We start from the raw sequence: 15,914 nt of genomic DNA on the forward strand, positions 1-15,914 counted from the left end.
TTGAAAAAACTAGGAAAACGGTCGCTCTAATATCAGTTTGGATTAGAGTGTGATTAGAGCGTCAAAGCGCCGGGCGCTAATTGCCTATTCGGCCCGCTAAATTGCTGACAGTTACCCGTAGGAACACCCAGAACTGATTTCGCGCCTCAACGTGCCAAGTAGCACGTTGAATTCATTGCGAATTGGTCGCGGTGAGCATTGAATCATTGATTTGCTGCTCCGGCGCTGCGGTTGTTTGCGATGGTCGTCGTCGTGAATACGGTCGAATTAATCAATGTAATCGTCGTCGAGTTGATCGAATGTATATTTGTTAATTCGCAGTTCTGTTCGTCACTTCAAATAATATATGATCATCAACGCACTTTTATACTTTACATTGAGGCCGAACCGCCTCACCCTATTGTAAAGCAACATTCTAAGGAGGCACACCAATGCTAACCGTCCGCAGCCGCCACATGTCGTTTCCCCGGGCCTTCGCCAATCCCGAAGCCGATCTGTTCGTTAAAAGCGACACAGGGCGCGGCGAGGCTTTCACTGTCCGCAACGGCGATGTCTCGCAAACGGCGCTGATCGCCCGGCTGTCCGACAATGCCAGCGAGCCGCTACGCCACTCAATGACGGCGCTGTCTGCCGGCGTCAGCGTGTTTGCCGCAGCTGCGAACCAAGCACGCAACGAAGTGCATCCGGCGCGGTTTGGTGACCGCGCGCGGGAACTGGTCACTAAATACGTGTCACCCGCCTATCAGGGGACCACAAAGGCCGGTGTGAACGAACGGCGGGACGGTGACGCTTCATGGGCGCGCTTTACCACGCCAGAGCCCGGCACCGGGACCGTACCGCAGGAATACCGGCAGCTTTGGCAATCGCTCTCTCTGGCGGAACGCGCGGCTCGTGTCGAGAATGCCGATATCGATGAACTGGGTGCGATCCTTGAAGGTCGAGGGTTCTTCACCGACATGACCGGGACGCCGATATGGGACGCAATCGAGCAGCGGTTCGCAAGGCTCAAAATTGCAAAGGTATATTCGGCCCAAGGCTCTTTCCGCAAAGAACCGACACCAGCTGAACCGCTCGCGTCTGGTCCAGACAGCGCACAGTTAGAAGCGTTTGCGCAGCAGTTTATCGATCAACGGAAGCAGCTTATCGAAGATTTGGCGTTGGTCAAAACCAGCTTGCAAACCGTGATCACCGTGATTGCCGTCGCAACGGAATTGCCAACCGAAGCCGCCTGGAAGCTGCTCATGGGCCGCGAGTAGTTGCGATGAAGTTGCCCGCTACCATTGTTCTTCCTGCCGGCCCAACGCTTCGCTCCGCAGAGCTTTGCGCCGCGTTGGGATTGACTCGGCAAGGTCTCTATTACCACCGCCAATCCCATGATTTTCCCCGTCCGTCCGGACGCAACAGCGCGGCCCGCTACGACACCCGCGCCGTATCGCGATGGATTGTCGCCAACGGCGGCAAAGCTGTCTTTGTGTGAAAACCGGTAAATTGCTGAATATCAATCGGATTTTTGATGAGCGGTAAAGACAAAATTACTGGCAGGTTCTTGCCCGGCAACAAGCTTGGCGGGCGAACCGTTGGGGCAATCAGCAAGCGCCGCAGAGCTTTGGAGCATCTTAGCACGCATGGTGATGCGATCATCACAACGGCAATTTCCGCCGCGCTTGGTGGCGATACGCAGCTACTTTCGCTGTTGGTGAAGATGCTCATTCCTACAGGTGGCTTACCTGCCGAAATCCCGAACCGTGATCCAATCGAAGCCTATTCCGAAGGCGAGATCAACAGCGCCGAGTTGCGCCAACTCATGACATCAATCGAGAAAGCCCGGAATTTGGACGCCGTTCACAAGGACGCCATTGACGATAAGCAACAAACCACAACGCTACCTGCAAATATATCGGATGAAGAAGCGGCGGCTGTTTATGCGCGGATGATCAATGGCTAGAGCATCGCAAAACGAGACTGTTGCAATCCCTTCCAATTGCGAATTCGTTGATGAAACCTTTGCCGCATCCATTTTCGGTTGGGACATGAGCAGGCTTCACTACATGCAATCGTGGAATTCATTTCCGATCCCGACGCGATACGGAAAGATATTGGTCATTCGGACCGACGACATTGCAAGATGGTCCAAGAACAGGCGCTATGGCGTCACACGGTATTCAATTTAACCCCACACGGAACATGACGATGAACATCATCTACTTTAATAACACAAAGATTGAAGCCGAGACGCTAGATGGAGAAATCATCAATTTCGTCAACGTCAATTCGATTGCGTCAGGCAATCTGGTTGGCAACGGGCTTTTGGCCCATGCACGGCTTGCACTCGTAATAGGCGATTACGATGGAAGCAGTCCGTTGATAACAACAATCGACACGGACAGCCCCGGAGATATTTCCCGCAATTCCATCGATTGTAAAAAGTAGGCGACGGCAATGAACCCGCAGTTGATCCATGTCGACACCGGTAATCTTTACGTTCTTCTGGCCGGCAACAAGATTGTTCAAATTCAGAAAGGCACGGAAGCGCATATCAATCCCCATGCGATCCGAGTTGAGTTCTTTGACACTACGACCGAACGGACCCACGTCCATGTTGCTGACCGCAACGTTTATATGGACAAGTCCAAGCTCTATTTAGACGCCGCAGACGTGACCACATTTGCCGGATGGTTGCACACCCAATCGCCGCGCGCATCAATCAAGGCGTTTGGTGATGCCGTCGTGAAAATGTTCCCAGGATCAATGCAATTCCGCGACGTTTTGATTGCGGCAATCCAGATCGTATGTGCCCCGGCTTTGAAACAAGCTCCGCAAGGCGAAGAACTCTACTTTATCGAAAAGGCTAAGGCATCGGACGCCGAAGGCTTTGCGGAGTTGGCAGAGGCGTATGCAGCAGCATCGACCACGCCGAAAGTGGTTCAATGATCATAGCAAGAGATAAAGAGGAATAAGAATGACAATCGTCCAAGACTATACTAGCGGAACGGTTTCGGTTGCCAACGGCGCGGCGGCGGTTACTGGCGTTGGAACAGCATGGGCAACGACCGTTAGAGCGGGCGATTTGTTCATGCGCGCCGGCTTCTCCGTTCCCGTCCTATCTGTCACGGACAACACGCATTTGACGTTGGCCGAGAATTGGCCGGGAACGACTTTGGCCGCTTCCGCCTATCGTATCCGCTTCCAACCGGACGGATCGCGATACACGGCTGCGGCAACCGCTTTGATTGAATTGCTCGCGGGTGGCAATCTTGCCGCAATCGCAGCGTTGACGAGTGCCGCCGACAAGCTTCCCTATTTCAACGGTGCGGGTTCGGCAACGCTCGCGGATTTCACGACGTTTGCGCGTACATTGCTTGACGATCCGGACGCGTCAACCGTCCTTAACACCTTGGGCGTTTCGACGTTCATCAAGACGTTGCTTGACGATGCGAGCGCAAGCGCGGCCCTAACGACGCTAGGGTTTTCGACATTCGGCAAAACGTTGCTTGACGATGCAGACGGCCCTGCCGTTATGACCACACTCGGCGGCTATCCTTCACTTGGCGTTATTCCCGATGCTCAGTTGCCAGCCGGGACAGGGGTATCAACGCTAGTCACCAATCTCAACAGCATCACAAGACCCGGCTTTTATTCATTCAATGCCGGCGCGACAAATGCACCAGACGCCAACGCGGGCGTTCTTTTGCGTCTGCAATTTGATGCAACAACTAACAATTTCACTGATATCGTTTTCGGTGCCGGTGTATCCGGAGGAAGCAACTCATTCATTCGCAAATCCATTGCCGGAAGTATTGGCGCATGGGGCGCTTACAAAGTCATCATCGGTTCGAATGCGAATGGAACTTACATGCAATTTCCAGATGGAACGCTGATTTGCATTCTGACAGGTGTAACGCTGACTTCTGCGGCTGCTTCATCGGTTACTAGTTCTTGGACTTTTCCAGCTCCTTTTGTGAACGCTAACTGGTCGCTAGACATGATCATCACTAATCTTGGTTCATTGACTGGCACCAAGCGGCGCGGACTTCCCTTTACCGGTACTAAAGCTGCCGGCTCGGTTGCTGGTTTAGGTTTTGCTGGCGAAGGTATTTACACGGTTGGCGATACTTGTGTTGTCGATCTCAAAGCAACAGGAAGGTGGTTCTAATGCGCATTTCATTTTCGCCACAACGACGTGATGACACGCTCACGTTGGAAAAATTCGGTGATGTTCTGATCATCAACGGCGATGCGACGGATTTTTCCGTCATTCCCGATGGTGCGACATTGCCCGCCGACGCAATCGATTGCGAATGGTACGTTGACACGGTGGAACGTGTTGACGGCGATTTGCACGTTACGATTATTCTACCTCATGCACATCATCCGGAACCGTGGTTGGCCTTTCCGGAACCGCTCGAAAACGTTCCCGATGGTCCCGTTGATGTTCCGTTTAACACATGGGCGGAAACGACGGAAACAGAAGTGCCGGGCGGCAAGAACGTGATAACGACTGTTCATCGCTGGCATCAACCGGACGACGTTCAAACGGTCTTCGTTGCGTCCGAACCGCAGCCAATCCCAACGGGGGGTGTTGAGCAGCAAATATCCAAACAGATGCGAGCCGAAACAGACTGGCGATAAATGTGCAACTAATTCAACGATTACCCCTGCCTGCGCCCATGGCGTCCGATAGCAGGGGTAATTCGAGGGGTAGATAATGTCGCGAAAACTCTTGCTCACACAAAAGCAAATAACCGCAATTTGTAAGGGGGCGTCCAAGGCTGGATATGTGCCGATTGTCGAAACACCGGGCGGCTTGAACGTGCGCCTTGTGCCAGAGCGGAGCGCTCCCGACCTTGAACCCAGGTTAAACGAACGAGGCGACGAAACGATAATGGTGCGGTTTTGATTGCCGCCAGAAGACGTTACGAAATCCGGGAGAAAAACCGGCACGGAACTTACGTTTGGTATTTCCGACGACCGGGGCAGACCCGCGTCCGATTGCCCAACGATCACAACTCGCGCGAATATATATCGGCATACAACGCCGCATTCGCCGGCAAGATGGTTGTGCAAGCCGTTGGCCGTCCTGCTGCGCACACACTTGCTTGGCTTGTCGATCAGTACCGGCAGAGCGCGCATTACAAGGGACTGCGACCATCAACCCGGCGCGTTCGCGAAAGCATCTTTGCGCGATTGGTGGAGAAGTCGGGAACGCAACCGTTCAGGGCCATCAAGCGCCATCACCTTCAATCCGCAATGGACGCAAAGGCCGATACACCTTTCGCCGCCAACAATGCGTTGAAGGCATTGCGCAAAATGTTCGAATGGGCGGTTTCCGTCGATCATATCCAAATCAACCCTTGCGACGGCGTGAAGCCGATCCGCGCCAAGACAGACGGTTTCCATAGCTGGACGGTTGATGAGGTTGAGCAATTCCGGCTGAAACACCCGGTAGGAACCCGCGCCCGGCTCGCGCTCGATATCATGCTGTTCTGCGGGCTGCGGCGTGGCGACCTTGTACGCGTAGGGCCGCAGCACGTCCGCGACGATCTAATCACGCTCCGCACCAGCAAAACGAATACGACCGTCTATCTGACCATATGGCCGGAATTGCAGCGATCCATCGACGCCACCAAGACGGGCGATCTTGCGTTCATGGTCACGTCATACGGCAAGCCGTTTAGTACACCCGAAACATTCGGCACATGGTTCGCGAAGCAATGTGATGACGCGGATTTACCAAAGGTTTGCCGAGCGCATGGATTGAGGAAAGCCGGCGCAACCATCGCAGCAAACAATGGCGCGAGCGCGCATGAACTTTGTGCAATGTATGGTTGGACCAAACTTGCGACCGCCGAGATTTACACCAAGGAAGCCGACCGCCGCAAACTATCGAAAGCAGCAAGCGAACGCATCGCAAATGACCGCATTTTGCAATGACAACGCGGCCTCTGACCTTTTAGGCCCGGTTGGCATCCTCGGATTTCCATTGTTCCATCATCATCGTCATCCACGGCCCGAATTCTTGCCAGTTCTCGCGATCCCACGCCGTCAACGTGTGCATAATTGCAGAGCGACCTTCGCCGGCAGAACAGTGGCCGTCTCGCACCCTTGTTAGGACTGCGGAGATAAAATGGTCCAAGGTGTAATAGTCACCGTCCGAAATTCGCATGTTGGCGCCCATGCTTTCCGCCTCACTCGCACCCAACGCCGTCGTGATCACCGTCCAACTTATTGGGATCAGCGCCGTTGATCGTAACCGGGCCAGCTACGACCGGCCTGTTCCCTTTGCCGCCTGCGCAGTCCAAGTCACCACCACCGCTTTGGGCCGTACCTCGGTACCTATTGACGACAGCTACAACCCGCGCGCCGTCGCTTTCAATGTGCGTGTTCTGGCTGTTCGGATTGAACGGATCGACAGTCTGCAAAAGCATATTTGATCGGTTGGAATCGCCGGCAGCGAGCGTCACCGTGTCATAATTATTCAAATAGTCGGCAGCGCAGCCCGAAATTAGCACCACAATTGTAGCGGTCGACAACAAACGCCAGTGCATGAAAGTATCCCCCGACACCAATTCAAACCATGCACCATTTGAATTCTGTTGTCGAATCCGGCCCGGCTATCGCGATCAGCAAATGACCGCATTTTGCAACGTCAGCGATAAGGTTGGTACATCGTGCCTCCCCAAATCATCTGATCCGGGTAGGCCGCTTGCGCACTTTTGATTGCAGATTCAAGCTTTGACCAACGGCTATCGTCAGCCACGGCGGCGAAAATCGGATCGCCCAACTCACTTCCGGCAGGCAGTGACTTTCGTAGGCTAAGACCATCTTTGATTGCGGTGGTCACACATGCTCCTGCGCCGGCAAGGTTGTCGCCGTTCAGTTCCAAGCATTTATCCTTGAGAGGAGACGCTTCGACTGGGTAGATGGCTGAAAATGCATCCAGTGTCTTGATGGCTACATCTGCATCGGGAAGACATTGGGCGATCTTGGTGAATACCTTAGACGTTTTCTGACACGCTTCTAGGGCGCGAGGGTCTGCCTGTCCCGCTACGGCTGATGTAGCTATCGTCACTGCTATCGCTAATAGTATGGTTCGCACCCGTCGCCTCCCGCCGATTTCCCCGAAAGGCAACTTGTCACGATTGGAACTGCATTCGCAAGGGCGCGCGCGCTGTACTTTTGAGTCGCGAAAACCGCAAGTTTGGCCAGAAAAAATTGAGAGGGTGAAGGGAGATCATGGGAGAGGACCAAGTTTATCGAATGGAACGGGAGAAGCAGGTTTCGCTTCGAGCTACTGCCGCCATGGCGGCGGTTGAGGCGTCCGTTGATCAGATTGCGCAGTGGCGTATCGGAAGGCAGCCCAACGGACGCTGTGACAGCCCCGCAGAGGTCCTTCGGGCCATCCTCATCGACCTATTCGACGGCTGTTGGGAGGGAGGCTTCGCAGCCGGTCAGGACTTCACGCCAAATGGATCAGAGAGCGACAGTAGTTAGGCGAGAGCCGACCGGGGATGGTGCCGCCTGAGGGACTCGAACCCCCGACCAATAGTTTACAAAACTACTGCTCTACCATCTGAGCTAAGGCGGCACATTTACCCGTGCGTATACCCCTGAAACGTTGCGTTGAAAAACATTGCGGATTTTCAACGCTTTAGCCGATTGATCCAGCGAATTACAAAACCGCTGCTCTACCAGCTGAGCTACAAGGGCACGGCGCTCCGGTTAGCATATTTGTTGCGCCAGTAAAGACAAAACTCCTTTTTCGGTTACCCGGTGTCTCATATGGGCTGTGGGGGAGGGGCATCCTGAAAACCGCCAAATCGCTTCCTACATATGAAACGGTGCAATCGCTTCGCGCAGGGGTGTCGCATGATTAGATTTGTCATCATTCTCCCTATCGTCTTCATAGCCTGGATGCTGCTGGTGAAGATCATCAGCGATGTGAAGAAGGCCAATGTCGACTGGACCGGCGTCACCACCATCATCGGCTTCATCGCGCTCGCCTTCTGGCTTCGCCATGTGACGGGCATGGGCTGAAGGGTAGCGAATAGGGAATAGGGAATAGGGAATAGGGAATAGTATTGTAGCGCGTGGCACCTTGGTGTGCCTGCCTTCGCTACTCGCTACTCGCTACTCGCTACTCGCTACTCGCTACTCGCTACTCGCTTTGAGCGCCGCCTCCACAAAAAATCTCCTCGATCATCGAACCTTTTCCGGCGCCTGGCCGACTGATGGTCAGAGGCGAAGGGTCGCCTCGATCAAGGATCCAGGAGATCATCATGTTCAAGCGCACTCTGACCTCAGGCCTCGTTGCCATTTTCGTCGCCACCGGCGCGCTCGCCGGCACCGTCGGCACGTCGTCGGCCCACGGCATGCATCACCATCATCATCATCACAAGCACTTCAAGAAGCATTGGTGGTGGCACCACAACCATCATCACCACAATCATGGCAGGGTGATCATTTTCCTTTGATGGAGGGACCCAATTCCCCAAAGGGCGGCTTCGGCCGCCCTTTTTGCGTTATGCGACCATCTTGCGAAGCAGCCCGGCAAAGCTGCCGATCTCCCCTTGCGGGGAGATCAGCCGTTATCAAGTTCTTCGCCAAGCTCTTGCACGTCGAACTCGCCGTCGGCACGACCTCGATCCATGCGATTTGGCCATTCCAGGAAAAATGTTTCGAACCTTTTTCCTTGCCACCGCGACAGATGATCAAGAGGCGGATGGATCGCCTCGGTCAACGAAGCAAGGAGATCATCATGTTCACGCGCACACTCGTTTCCGGCGTCATCGCCACCGCCGTCGCCGCCACCGCGCTGGTCGGAACCGTCCAGCCTTCGGCTGCGCATTCGCATCACCATGACCTCGGCATCGGCATCGCCGCCGGCGTTGGCGGTTTCGTCCTGGGCAGCCTGCTCGCCCAGCAGCCCCGTACTGTCTATGTCGACGAAGACGGCGGTTCCTGGCACGTCCGCCGCTGCTTCGATCGCTACGCGAGCTACGATCCGGACTCCGACACCTATGTCGGCTACGACGGCTATCGCCACTACTGCCGGCTCTGAGAGGAGGTGGACCGTTTCAGCAACAGAACAGGGGCTCACGCGAGCCCCTTTTCTGTGTTTCGATGGCAGCTATGCTTGCTCCGCGGTCGACTTTCAACGTCGGCAAGCACAGACTGAAGCGCTTGCCTTCGGCGGCCGATCTGGGTGGTGTACAGCGATTTTCCGAGCGTCTATTCTGACCGCGAAACGTGGGGGAGAGACCCTTGGACGAGCAGGACCCGAAGGAAGACCTGGTCGAAACGGTTTTCCGCAACGGCACCGTCACCGCCGTCGGCATCCTGCTGGCTTTTTCGTTGGGCTTCATCACCCATTGGGCCGCCAACCCGATCCCGTGGCAGACCTACCATCTTGTCGCCGTCCTGCCGATCCTGCTCGGCATCGCCTTGCAGATGCGGGCGCTGTCGCTGCTGCTCGACACAAAGTCCCTGCAGCGGCGCATCTATGAACACGCCAATCGCGTCTTCATCGCCGGCCTCATCTTCACCGCCTGCGGTGTCGGCATGGCGATTCTGCTCGATTTCTTCGATATTGCGACCAAGAGCGCGCTGCCCGGGGCAGGCTGATCAGCCAGCTTGCACGCCGCCGATCATCCTGGTCACCTCGGCTGCTGCATCGCGCACCAGCGGGCCGATCTCAGCCAGCCGCTCCGGCGTCACCCGAACGGTCGGCCCCGACACCGAGACACCGCCGATCGGCTCGCCGAATTCGTTGAAGATGGCGGCGGCCACGCAGCGCATGCCGGGGTGCCGCTCTTCGTCGTCGACCGACCAGCCGCGCCGCTTTGTCGTGGCCAGGTCATGGGCAAGGGCGGAAATGTCGGAAAGCGTCTTGTCGGTGAAGCGCTGCAGGCCTGCCTTGCGCAGGATGGTGCCGACGCGCTCCGGTTCCAGATGCGCCAGCACCGCCTTGCCGATGCCGGATGCATGGAACGGGCTGCGGGTGCCCGGCCGGAAGAAGGCGCGGATCGCCTGGTGCGTCTCGACCTGGCTGACGAAGACCACGCAATCATCCTCGGCGACGCCCAGATTGGCGGTCTCGCCGGTGCTTTCCATCAGCTCCTGCATGACGATGCGGGCGCGGTCGACCAGCTTGCGGCGGCGCAGGAACGCCGCGCCCATGCGGTAGGTCTCGACGCCGATCGACCACAGCTGGTCGCCGGTGTCGAATTCGACCATGCCGTGGTTTTCGAGCGTCGTCAGCATGCGGTAGGCGGTGGAGGCCGCAAGGCCGCTTTGCGATGATATCTCGCTCAGCGACAGGCCGCTGCCTTCCGCGACAATGGCCAGGATGCGCAATGCCCGGTCGAGCGACTGCACCGAACTGGCCTCGGATGGGCCGTTGAAGGCGCGCGGCCGACCACGCTGGCGTTTCTCGGTGGTTTCCATGGCCGCATTGTCGGCAATTCAGCTGCAATAGGCAATGAAAAAGTTTTTCATTGTGTAAGGTCATGCAATCGGTGGAAAACGAAAAGCCATGCAAATTCATTGGCTAATCGTCGTTTCTTATAAATGAAAAAATATTCTGAAAAAATTGAAAAATAGCCGGCTTGGTGACATTCTCAGCTCATCCAACAATGACAAACCCCTGAGGAGGGCCGGAAAATGGCCAGGATGCGCGCTGTCGATGCCGCGGTTCTCGTTCTCGAAAAGGAAGGTATTTCCTGCGCTTTCGGCGTGCCAGGCGCGGCGATCAACCCGCTCTATTCGGCCCTTAAGGCGAGGGGCACCATCCGCCATGTCCTTGCCCGCCACGTCGAGGGAGCCTCGCACATGGCGGAAGGCTTTACCCGCGCCAAGGCAGGCAATATCGGCCTGTGCATCGGCACCTCGGGTCCGGCCGGCACCGACATGATCACCGGGCTTTATTCGGCCGCCGCGGATTCCATCCCGATCCTGTGCATTACTGGCCAGGCGCCGCGTGCCCGGCTGAACAAGGAGGATTTCCAGGCCGTCGACATCGCCGCCATCGCCGCTCCGGTCGCCAAATGGGCGGTCACCGTCATGGAGCCTTATCTGGTGCCGATGGCGCTGCAGAAGGCCTTCCACCTGATGCGCTCGTCGCGGCCGGGGCCGGTGCTGGTCGATCTGCCGGTCGACGTCCAACTGGCCGAGATCGAGTTCGACATCGATGCCTATGAGCCGTTGACGCCGTTCAAGCCGGCGATGACGCGCACCCAGGCCGAGAAGGCGCTGGCGATGCTCAACGCGGCCGAAAAGCCGCTGATCGTCGCCGGCGGCGGCATCATCAACGCCGACGCGTCGGATCTACTCATCGAATTCGCCGAAATTTCGGGCGTTCCGGTCATCCCGACACTGATGGGCTGGGGCGCCATTCCCGACGACCACCGGCTGATGGCCGGCATGTGCGGGCTGCAGACCTCGCACCGCTACGGCAATGCCACGATGCTCGAGGCCGATTTCGTCTTCGGCATCGGCAACCGCTGGGCCAACCGCCACACCGGTTCGGTCGACGTCTACACCAAGGGGAAAAAATTCGTTCATGTCGATATCGAGCCGACGCAGATCGGCCGTGTCTTCGCGCCGGACCTTGGCGTTGTTTCGGATGCGGGCGCGGCGCTGAAGATGCTGCTCGACGTCGCCACCGAGTGGAAGACGGCCGGCAAGCTGCGCGACTGGTCCGGCTGGGCAAAGGAATGCCAGGGCCGCAAGAAGACCATGAAGCGCAAGACGCATTTCGACCACGTGCCGCTGAAGCCGCAACGTGTCTACGAGGAGATGAACAAGGCGTTCGGCCGCGATGTCACCTATGTCACCACGATTGGTCTGTCGCAGATCGCGGGCGCGCAGTTCCTGCATGTCTACAAGCCGCGCAACTGGATCAATTGCGGTCAGGCCGGCCCGCTCGGCTGGACTTTGCCGGCTGCCCTTGGCGTTCGCGCCGCCGATCCAGACCGCACCATCGTGGCGCTGTCGGGCGACTATGATTTCCAGTTCATGATCGAGGAACTGGCGGTTGGCGCACAGCACAAGCTGCCCTACCTCCATGTCGTCGTGAACAACGCCTATCTCGGGTTGATCCGCCAGGCGCAGCGCGGCTTCTCGATGGATTTCGAGGTCAATCTCGCCTTCGAGAACATCAACCGCTCAGGCGACCCCGAGGCCGGCTATGGCGTCGACCACGTCGCAGTGGCCGAGGCGATGGGCTGCAAGGCGGTCAGGGTGCGCAAGCCGGAGGAATTCGCTGCCGCCTTCAAGGAGGCACAGCGGCTGATGAAGGAGCATCAGGTTCCGGTCGTGCTCGAATTCATCCTCGAGCGTGTCACCAACATCTCGATGGGCACCGAGATCGACAAGATCACCGAATTCGAGGACCTTGCCGAAAGCCATGAAGATGCGCCAACGGCGATCGTGATGTTGGACTAAGCTGCGTTGATATTCAGCTGATGCCGGCCTGCAAATGGCAGCTTCCTGCGCTTCCGGTGCTCACGTACCCAAAAGTACGCTCCGCTCCGGTTCTAGGAACCCACCGTTTTCGACACGGCCTGACCTGAATCTCAACGCACCGCAGGAAGAAGGAGAAAAAGAATGCCGCGTTTTTCAGCCAATCTTTCCATGCTTTTTGGCGAGCACGATTTCCTTGACCGTTTTGATGCAGCTGCCCGCGCGGGCTTCAAGGGCGTCGAATATATCGGCCCCTATGATCACGCGCCCGAGGTGGTCGCCGCGCGGCTGAAGAAAAACGGTCTGACCCAGGTGTTGTTCAATCTGCCGGTAGGCGACTGGGGCAAGGGCGAGCGCGGCATTGCGGTGCTGCCGGATCGCGTGCCGGAATTTCGCCAGGGCATCGCCAAGGCGATCACCTATGCGCAGGCGCTCGGCTGCCAGCAGGTCAATTGCCTGGCCGGTATCGCGCCGGCCGGCGCCGACCACAAGGTACTGGAGGATGTCTTTGCCGAAAATCTCGCCTTCGCGGCGGAGAAGCTGGAGCAGGCCGGGATCCGGCTCTTGATCGAGCCGATCAACACGCGAGATATTCCGGGCTTTTTCCTCAACTATTCCGACCAGGCGCTGGCGCTGATCGACCGTATCGGTTCGAAGAACCTGTTCCTGCAATACGATATCTATCACATGCAGATCATGGAGGGGGATCTCGCCCGTACCATCGAGGCAAACCTCGGCCGCATCGCGCATATCCAGCTTGCGGACAATCCCGGCCGTCACGAGCCGGGGACGGGCGAGATCAACTATCCCTTCCTCTACGAACACATCGACCGCATCGGCTATTCCGGCTGGGTCGGCGCGGAATACAAGCCGAAAGCCGGGACGGAGGCCGGGCTGGGCTGGTTCAGGGAATTGGTCGGGCAGGGAAGTGCGGCGGCTTAGCTGCGGGGAGCCGAAGCTACCGATCTCCCCTCGTGGGGAGATGGCCGTCAGGCCAGAGGGGGCGCGAGGAACGCAGCCTCGACAAAGACATAGGACGGAGAAAAACAATGGAAACCATCGGCTTCATCGGCCTCGGCATCATGGGCGCGCCGATGGCGGGGCATCTGCTGGATGCGGGTCATAAGGTCATCGCCAGCGACCATCGCTCGAAGCCACAGGCTGACCTCATCGCCAAGGGTCTGAAGTCAGTCTCTGGCCATGCCGCCGTGGCCGAGGCGGCGGAGATCATCATCACCATGGTGCCCGATACGCCGCAAGTGGCCGATGTGCTGTTCGGCGAGAACGGCGTCGCGTCCGGTCTGAGCAAGGGCAAGCTGGTGATCGACATGAGCTCCATCTCGCCGATCGAGACCAGGGTGTTTGCCAAAAAGATCAACGATCTCGGTTGCGATTACCTCGACGCGCCGGTCTCGGGGGGCGAAGTCGGCGCCAAGGCGGCATCGCTGACCATCATGGTCGGCGGCGAGGACAAGGCGTTCGAGCGCGCCAGGCCCGTATTCGAGAAGATGGGCAAGAACATCACCCTCGTCGGGCCGAACGGCGTTGGCCAGACCACCAAGGTGGCCAACCAGATCGTCGTCGCGCTGACCATTGAAGCCGTCGCCGAAGCGCTTATTTTTGCTTCAAAAGCCGGCGCCGACCCGGCCAAGGTCAGGCAGGCGCTGATGGGCGGGCTGGCGGCCTCGCGCATTCTCGAAGTGCATGGCGAGCGCATGGTCAAGCGCACCTTCGCGCCGGGCTTCCGCATCGAACTGCACCAGAAGGATCTTAATCTCGCGCTGGAGGGCGCCAAGGCTCTCGGCGTGTCGCTTCCCAACACCTCGACCACGCAGCAACTGTTCAATTCCTGCGCGGCCAATGGCGGCGCGAAGGAAGATCACTCGGCGCTGGTCAGGGCGCTGGAGCGGATGGCCAATTTCGAGGTCGGCGGCAACGCAGCCGACGTCAAAGGCAAGGCAGCATAGCAGGAGAGGGCGGCGCACCGTTCCCAAGCCGCCAACTCTTGCCTGTCGAAGAGCGGGCTCCTGCGTTTATCGCCGGAGCCCGTTTCGCATTTCGAGATGTTTCGCCGAACGCCTACTGTTTCGAGAGGCTCAGCCGCGCTTCAAAAATGCCCGCGCTGCATAGAGGCTGATCGCTGCGGCGTTCGATACGTTGAGAGAGCGGATGGCGCCGGGCATGTCGAGCCGCGCCAGCGTCGTCACGGTCTCGCGGGTCTTCTGGCGCAGGCCCTTGCCCTCGGCGCCGAGAATCAGCGCGATCTTTTCGCCTGAAAAACTCGTTTCGAGTTCCGCCGGCCCGTCCGAATCGAGGCCTATGGTCTGGAAGCCGGCCACGTGCAATTGGTCGAGCGCGTCGGCAAGGTTCTTCACCTCGATCTGGTCGATATGCTCCAGCGCTCCCGATGCAGCTTTCGCCAGCACGCCGGATTCCTGCGGGCTGTGGCGGGCCGTGGTGATCAGCGCCCCAGCGCCGAAGGCGACCGCCGAGCGCAGGATGGCGCCGACATTGTGCGGATCGGTGACCTGGTCGAGCACCAGCACCAGCCTTGCATCGCCAAGGGCATCGAGCCGCTTCGGCTTCAGCGGCTCGGCCTCGATCAGCACGCCCTGATGCACCGCGTCCGACCCGGTGATCTCGTCGATATCCCTGGGCTCGACCAGTTCCGCCTTGAAGCGCAGGGCGGCGAGGTCGGCTATTTCCAGGCGCTCAGCCGCGTTGCGCGTCACCAGCATCCTTCTGATCCTGCGGCGCGGATTGTCGAGTGCCGCCCGTACCGTGTGCAGGCCATAGAGCCGCACCAGGCCATCGGCGGCGTTTTCGCCCGGTGGAACCGGCTGCCGGGGCCGGAATGCCGGCGCGCCACCGCTTTTCTCGTCGCGATAGGCGCGGCGCAGCTTGGCGTAATGGGTGTCTTTCGGCGTCTTGGAATTGTTGTCGTTGCTCATGGCCGGCTTCTATAACCGTGTCGCGCGGCAATGGATACCGCTGGTTCGAACGGCTTGCCGGATGGCAGACGAAATTCAGCGCGTTTTGCCGGGATCTTGCGGTTGACAGTTTTGGGCGGTGCCGCCATAAGGCGCTTCGCGGAAGGCTGCTGAGGCGGTCGCGACGCGTCGATGCCTTGTTGCATGGCTCCGGCGGCAGACTGGAGAGGTGCCCGAGTGGTTAAAGGGGACGGACTGTAAATCCGTTGGCTATGCCTACGTTGGTTCAAATCCAACCCTCTCCACCACTGCCGGCCCGGAAGCCCTGAAACGCAAAGCATCGGACCGAAAAGTGTGTAGCGGTTTTCGGGGGAATCCGATACTTCACTGAAAGGCGCGGGTATAGCTCAGTGGTAGAGCAGCAGCCTTCCAAGCTGAATATGCGGGTTCGATTCCCGCTACCCGCTCCAAGCCTCGGAATTTTTTAGCAATCCGGACAGCCACTTATTCCTTCAGCCGAGGTTT

20 protein-coding genes and 3 tRNA genes are annotated in these 15,914 nt (G+C 58.0%); 17 read left to right on the forward strand and 6 right to left on the reverse strand.

Annotated features, from left to right (window positions below):
• The first annotated feature begins 431 nt into the window (after positions 1-431).
• The 7 genes from AC1RZR_RS21640 to AC1RZR_RS21670 all read left to right on the forward strand — a co-directional run bounded on the left by AC1RZR_RS21640 (position 432) and on the right by AC1RZR_RS21670 (position 5,931).
• On the forward strand, positions 432-1,256 hold the full coding sequence (locus AC1RZR_RS21640; RefSeq protein ID WP_481825919.1) for a hypothetical protein: 825 nt from the start codon (positions 432-434) through the stop codon (positions 1,254-1,256).
• 257 nt (positions 1,257-1,513) lie between these two features.
• On the forward strand, positions 1,514-1,945 hold the full coding sequence (locus tag AC1RZR_RS21645) for a hypothetical protein (RefSeq protein ID WP_481825920.1): 432 nt from the start codon (positions 1,514-1,516) through the stop codon (positions 1,943-1,945).
• A 245-nt stretch (positions 1,946-2,190) separates the two neighbouring features.
• Positions 2,191-2,430: a hypothetical protein gene (locus AC1RZR_RS21650; RefSeq protein ID WP_481825921.1), complete on the forward strand. Its 240-nt coding sequence runs from the start codon at positions 2,191-2,193 to the stop codon at positions 2,428-2,430.
• A 9-nt stretch (positions 2,431-2,439) separates the two neighbouring features.
• Positions 2,440-2,931 carry a hypothetical protein gene (locus tag AC1RZR_RS21655; RefSeq protein ID WP_481825922.1) on the forward strand — a complete coding sequence of 164 codons (492 nt, stop codon included), beginning with the start codon at positions 2,440-2,442 and terminating at the stop codon, positions 2,929-2,931.
• A gap of 28 nt (positions 2,932-2,959) precedes the next feature.
• A complete protein-coding gene (locus tag AC1RZR_RS21660; RefSeq protein WP_481825923.1) occupies positions 2,960-4,153 on the forward strand; it encodes a pyocin knob domain-containing protein in 1,194 nt (397 codons plus the stop codon).
• Positions 4,153-4,629 carry a hypothetical protein gene (locus AC1RZR_RS21665; protein ID WP_481825924.1) on the forward strand — a complete coding sequence of 159 codons (477 nt, stop codon included), beginning with the start codon at positions 4,153-4,155 and terminating at the stop codon, positions 4,627-4,629. The genes AC1RZR_RS21660 and AC1RZR_RS21665 overlap by 1 nt, the downstream gene beginning before the upstream one ends.
• Before the next feature lie 360 nt (positions 4,630-4,989).
• Positions 4,990-5,931, forward strand: coding sequence for a tyrosine-type recombinase/integrase (locus AC1RZR_RS21670; protein WP_481825925.1), 942 nt, complete (start codon positions 4,990-4,992; stop codon positions 5,929-5,931).
• Between the two features lie 19 nt (positions 5,932-5,950).
• On the opposite strand, the gene AC1RZR_RS21675 is transcribed toward AC1RZR_RS21670, so the two are convergent.
• Positions 5,951-6,175 (reverse strand): hypothetical protein, encoded by a 225-nt coding sequence (locus tag AC1RZR_RS21675; protein ID WP_481825926.1) that lies wholly within the window; start codon positions 6,173-6,175, stop codon positions 5,951-5,953.
• Here AC1RZR_RS21675 and AC1RZR_RS21680 point away from each other — a divergent pair.
• On the forward strand, positions 6,162-6,431 hold the full coding sequence (locus AC1RZR_RS21680; RefSeq protein WP_481825927.1) for a hypothetical protein: 270 nt from the start codon (positions 6,162-6,164) through the stop codon (positions 6,429-6,431). The genes AC1RZR_RS21675 and AC1RZR_RS21680 overlap by 14 nt on opposite strands.
• A gap of 215 nt (positions 6,432-6,646) precedes the next feature.
• Here AC1RZR_RS21680 and AC1RZR_RS21685 read toward each other — a convergent pair whose 3' ends face one another.
• Positions 6,647-6,883 carry a hypothetical protein gene (locus tag AC1RZR_RS21685; protein WP_481825928.1) on the reverse strand — a complete coding sequence of 79 codons (237 nt, stop codon included), beginning with the start codon at positions 6,881-6,883 and terminating at the stop codon, positions 6,647-6,649.
• Between the two features lie 626 nt (positions 6,884-7,509).
• Positions 7,510-7,585, reverse strand: a tRNA-Thr gene (locus tag AC1RZR_RS21690).
• A gap of 281 nt (positions 7,586-7,866) precedes the next feature.
• Here AC1RZR_RS21690 and AC1RZR_RS21695 point away from each other — a divergent pair.
• Positions 7,867-8,034 (forward strand): hypothetical protein, encoded by a 168-nt coding sequence (locus AC1RZR_RS21695; RefSeq protein ID WP_379097425.1) that lies wholly within the window; start codon positions 7,867-7,869, stop codon positions 8,032-8,034.
• Between the two features lie 242 nt (positions 8,035-8,276).
• Positions 8,277-8,471: a hypothetical protein gene (locus tag AC1RZR_RS21700; protein ID WP_477275082.1), complete on the forward strand. Its 195-nt coding sequence runs from the start codon at positions 8,277-8,279 to the stop codon at positions 8,469-8,471.
• Between the two features lie 107 nt (positions 8,472-8,578).
• Here AC1RZR_RS21700 and AC1RZR_RS21705 read toward each other — a convergent pair whose 3' ends face one another.
• The gene (locus tag AC1RZR_RS21705; protein ID WP_481825929.1) at positions 8,579-8,737 is read right to left on the reverse strand and encodes a hypothetical protein; all 159 of its coding nucleotides are present in this window, start codon (positions 8,735-8,737) and stop codon (positions 8,579-8,581) included.
• An 18-nt stretch (positions 8,738-8,755) separates the two neighbouring features.
• On the opposite strand from AC1RZR_RS21705, the gene AC1RZR_RS21710 reads away from it, so the two are divergent.
• Both AC1RZR_RS21710 and AC1RZR_RS21715 read left to right on the forward strand, forming a co-directional pair.
• Positions 8,756-9,058, forward strand: a complete 303-nt coding sequence (locus tag AC1RZR_RS21710) for a BA14K family protein (protein ID WP_477275078.1) — start codon at positions 8,756-8,758, stop codon at positions 9,056-9,058.
• A 203-nt stretch (positions 9,059-9,261) separates the two neighbouring features.
• On the forward strand, positions 9,262-9,621 hold the full coding sequence (locus tag AC1RZR_RS21715) for a hypothetical protein (RefSeq protein WP_477275076.1): 360 nt from the start codon (positions 9,262-9,264) through the stop codon (positions 9,619-9,621).
• Here AC1RZR_RS21715 and bhcR read toward each other — a convergent pair whose 3' ends face one another.
• Positions 9,622-10,443, reverse strand: a complete 822-nt coding sequence (gene bhcR, locus AC1RZR_RS21720; protein ID WP_481825930.1) for an HTH-type transcriptional regulator BhcR — start codon at positions 10,441-10,443, stop codon at positions 9,622-9,624.
• Positions 10,444-10,659: 216 nt separating this feature from the next.
• Here bhcR and gcl point away from each other — a divergent pair, with 216 nt between their 5' ends.
• The 3 genes from gcl (at position 10,660) to AC1RZR_RS21735 (ending at position 14,426) form a co-directional block, all read left to right on the forward strand.
• On the forward strand, positions 10,660-12,441 hold the full coding sequence (gcl, locus tag AC1RZR_RS21725; protein WP_481825931.1) for a glyoxylate carboligase: 1,782 nt from the start codon (positions 10,660-10,662) through the stop codon (positions 12,439-12,441).
• Positions 12,442-12,603: 162 nt separating this feature from the next.
• A complete protein-coding gene (gene otnI / locus AC1RZR_RS21730; protein WP_481825932.1) occupies positions 12,604-13,401 on the forward strand; it encodes a 2-oxo-tetronate isomerase in 798 nt (265 codons plus the stop codon).
• Between the two features lie 107 nt (positions 13,402-13,508).
• Positions 13,509-14,426, forward strand: coding sequence for a 2-hydroxy-3-oxopropionate reductase (locus tag AC1RZR_RS21735; RefSeq protein WP_481825933.1), 918 nt, complete (start codon positions 13,509-13,511; stop codon positions 14,424-14,426).
• 129 nt (positions 14,427-14,555) lie between these two features.
• Here AC1RZR_RS21735 and AC1RZR_RS21740 read toward each other — a convergent pair whose 3' ends face one another.
• Positions 14,556-15,410 carry a TrmH family RNA methyltransferase gene (locus AC1RZR_RS21740; protein ID WP_481825934.1) on the reverse strand — a complete coding sequence of 285 codons (855 nt, stop codon included), beginning with the start codon at positions 15,408-15,410 and terminating at the stop codon, positions 14,556-14,558.
• A gap of 202 nt (positions 15,411-15,612) precedes the next feature.
• On the opposite strand from AC1RZR_RS21740, the gene AC1RZR_RS21745 reads away from it, so the two are divergent.
• Together AC1RZR_RS21745 and AC1RZR_RS21750 are read left to right on the forward strand one after the other, a co-directional pair.
• Positions 15,613-15,697: transfer RNA gene (locus AC1RZR_RS21745), tRNA-Tyr, on the forward strand.
• A gap of 88 nt (positions 15,698-15,785) precedes the next feature.
• Positions 15,786-15,859: transfer RNA gene (locus AC1RZR_RS21750), tRNA-Gly, on the forward strand.
• Positions 15,860-15,914 lie beyond the last annotated feature (55 nt).

This window comes from Mesorhizobium bavaricum (genome assembly GCF_056781655.1).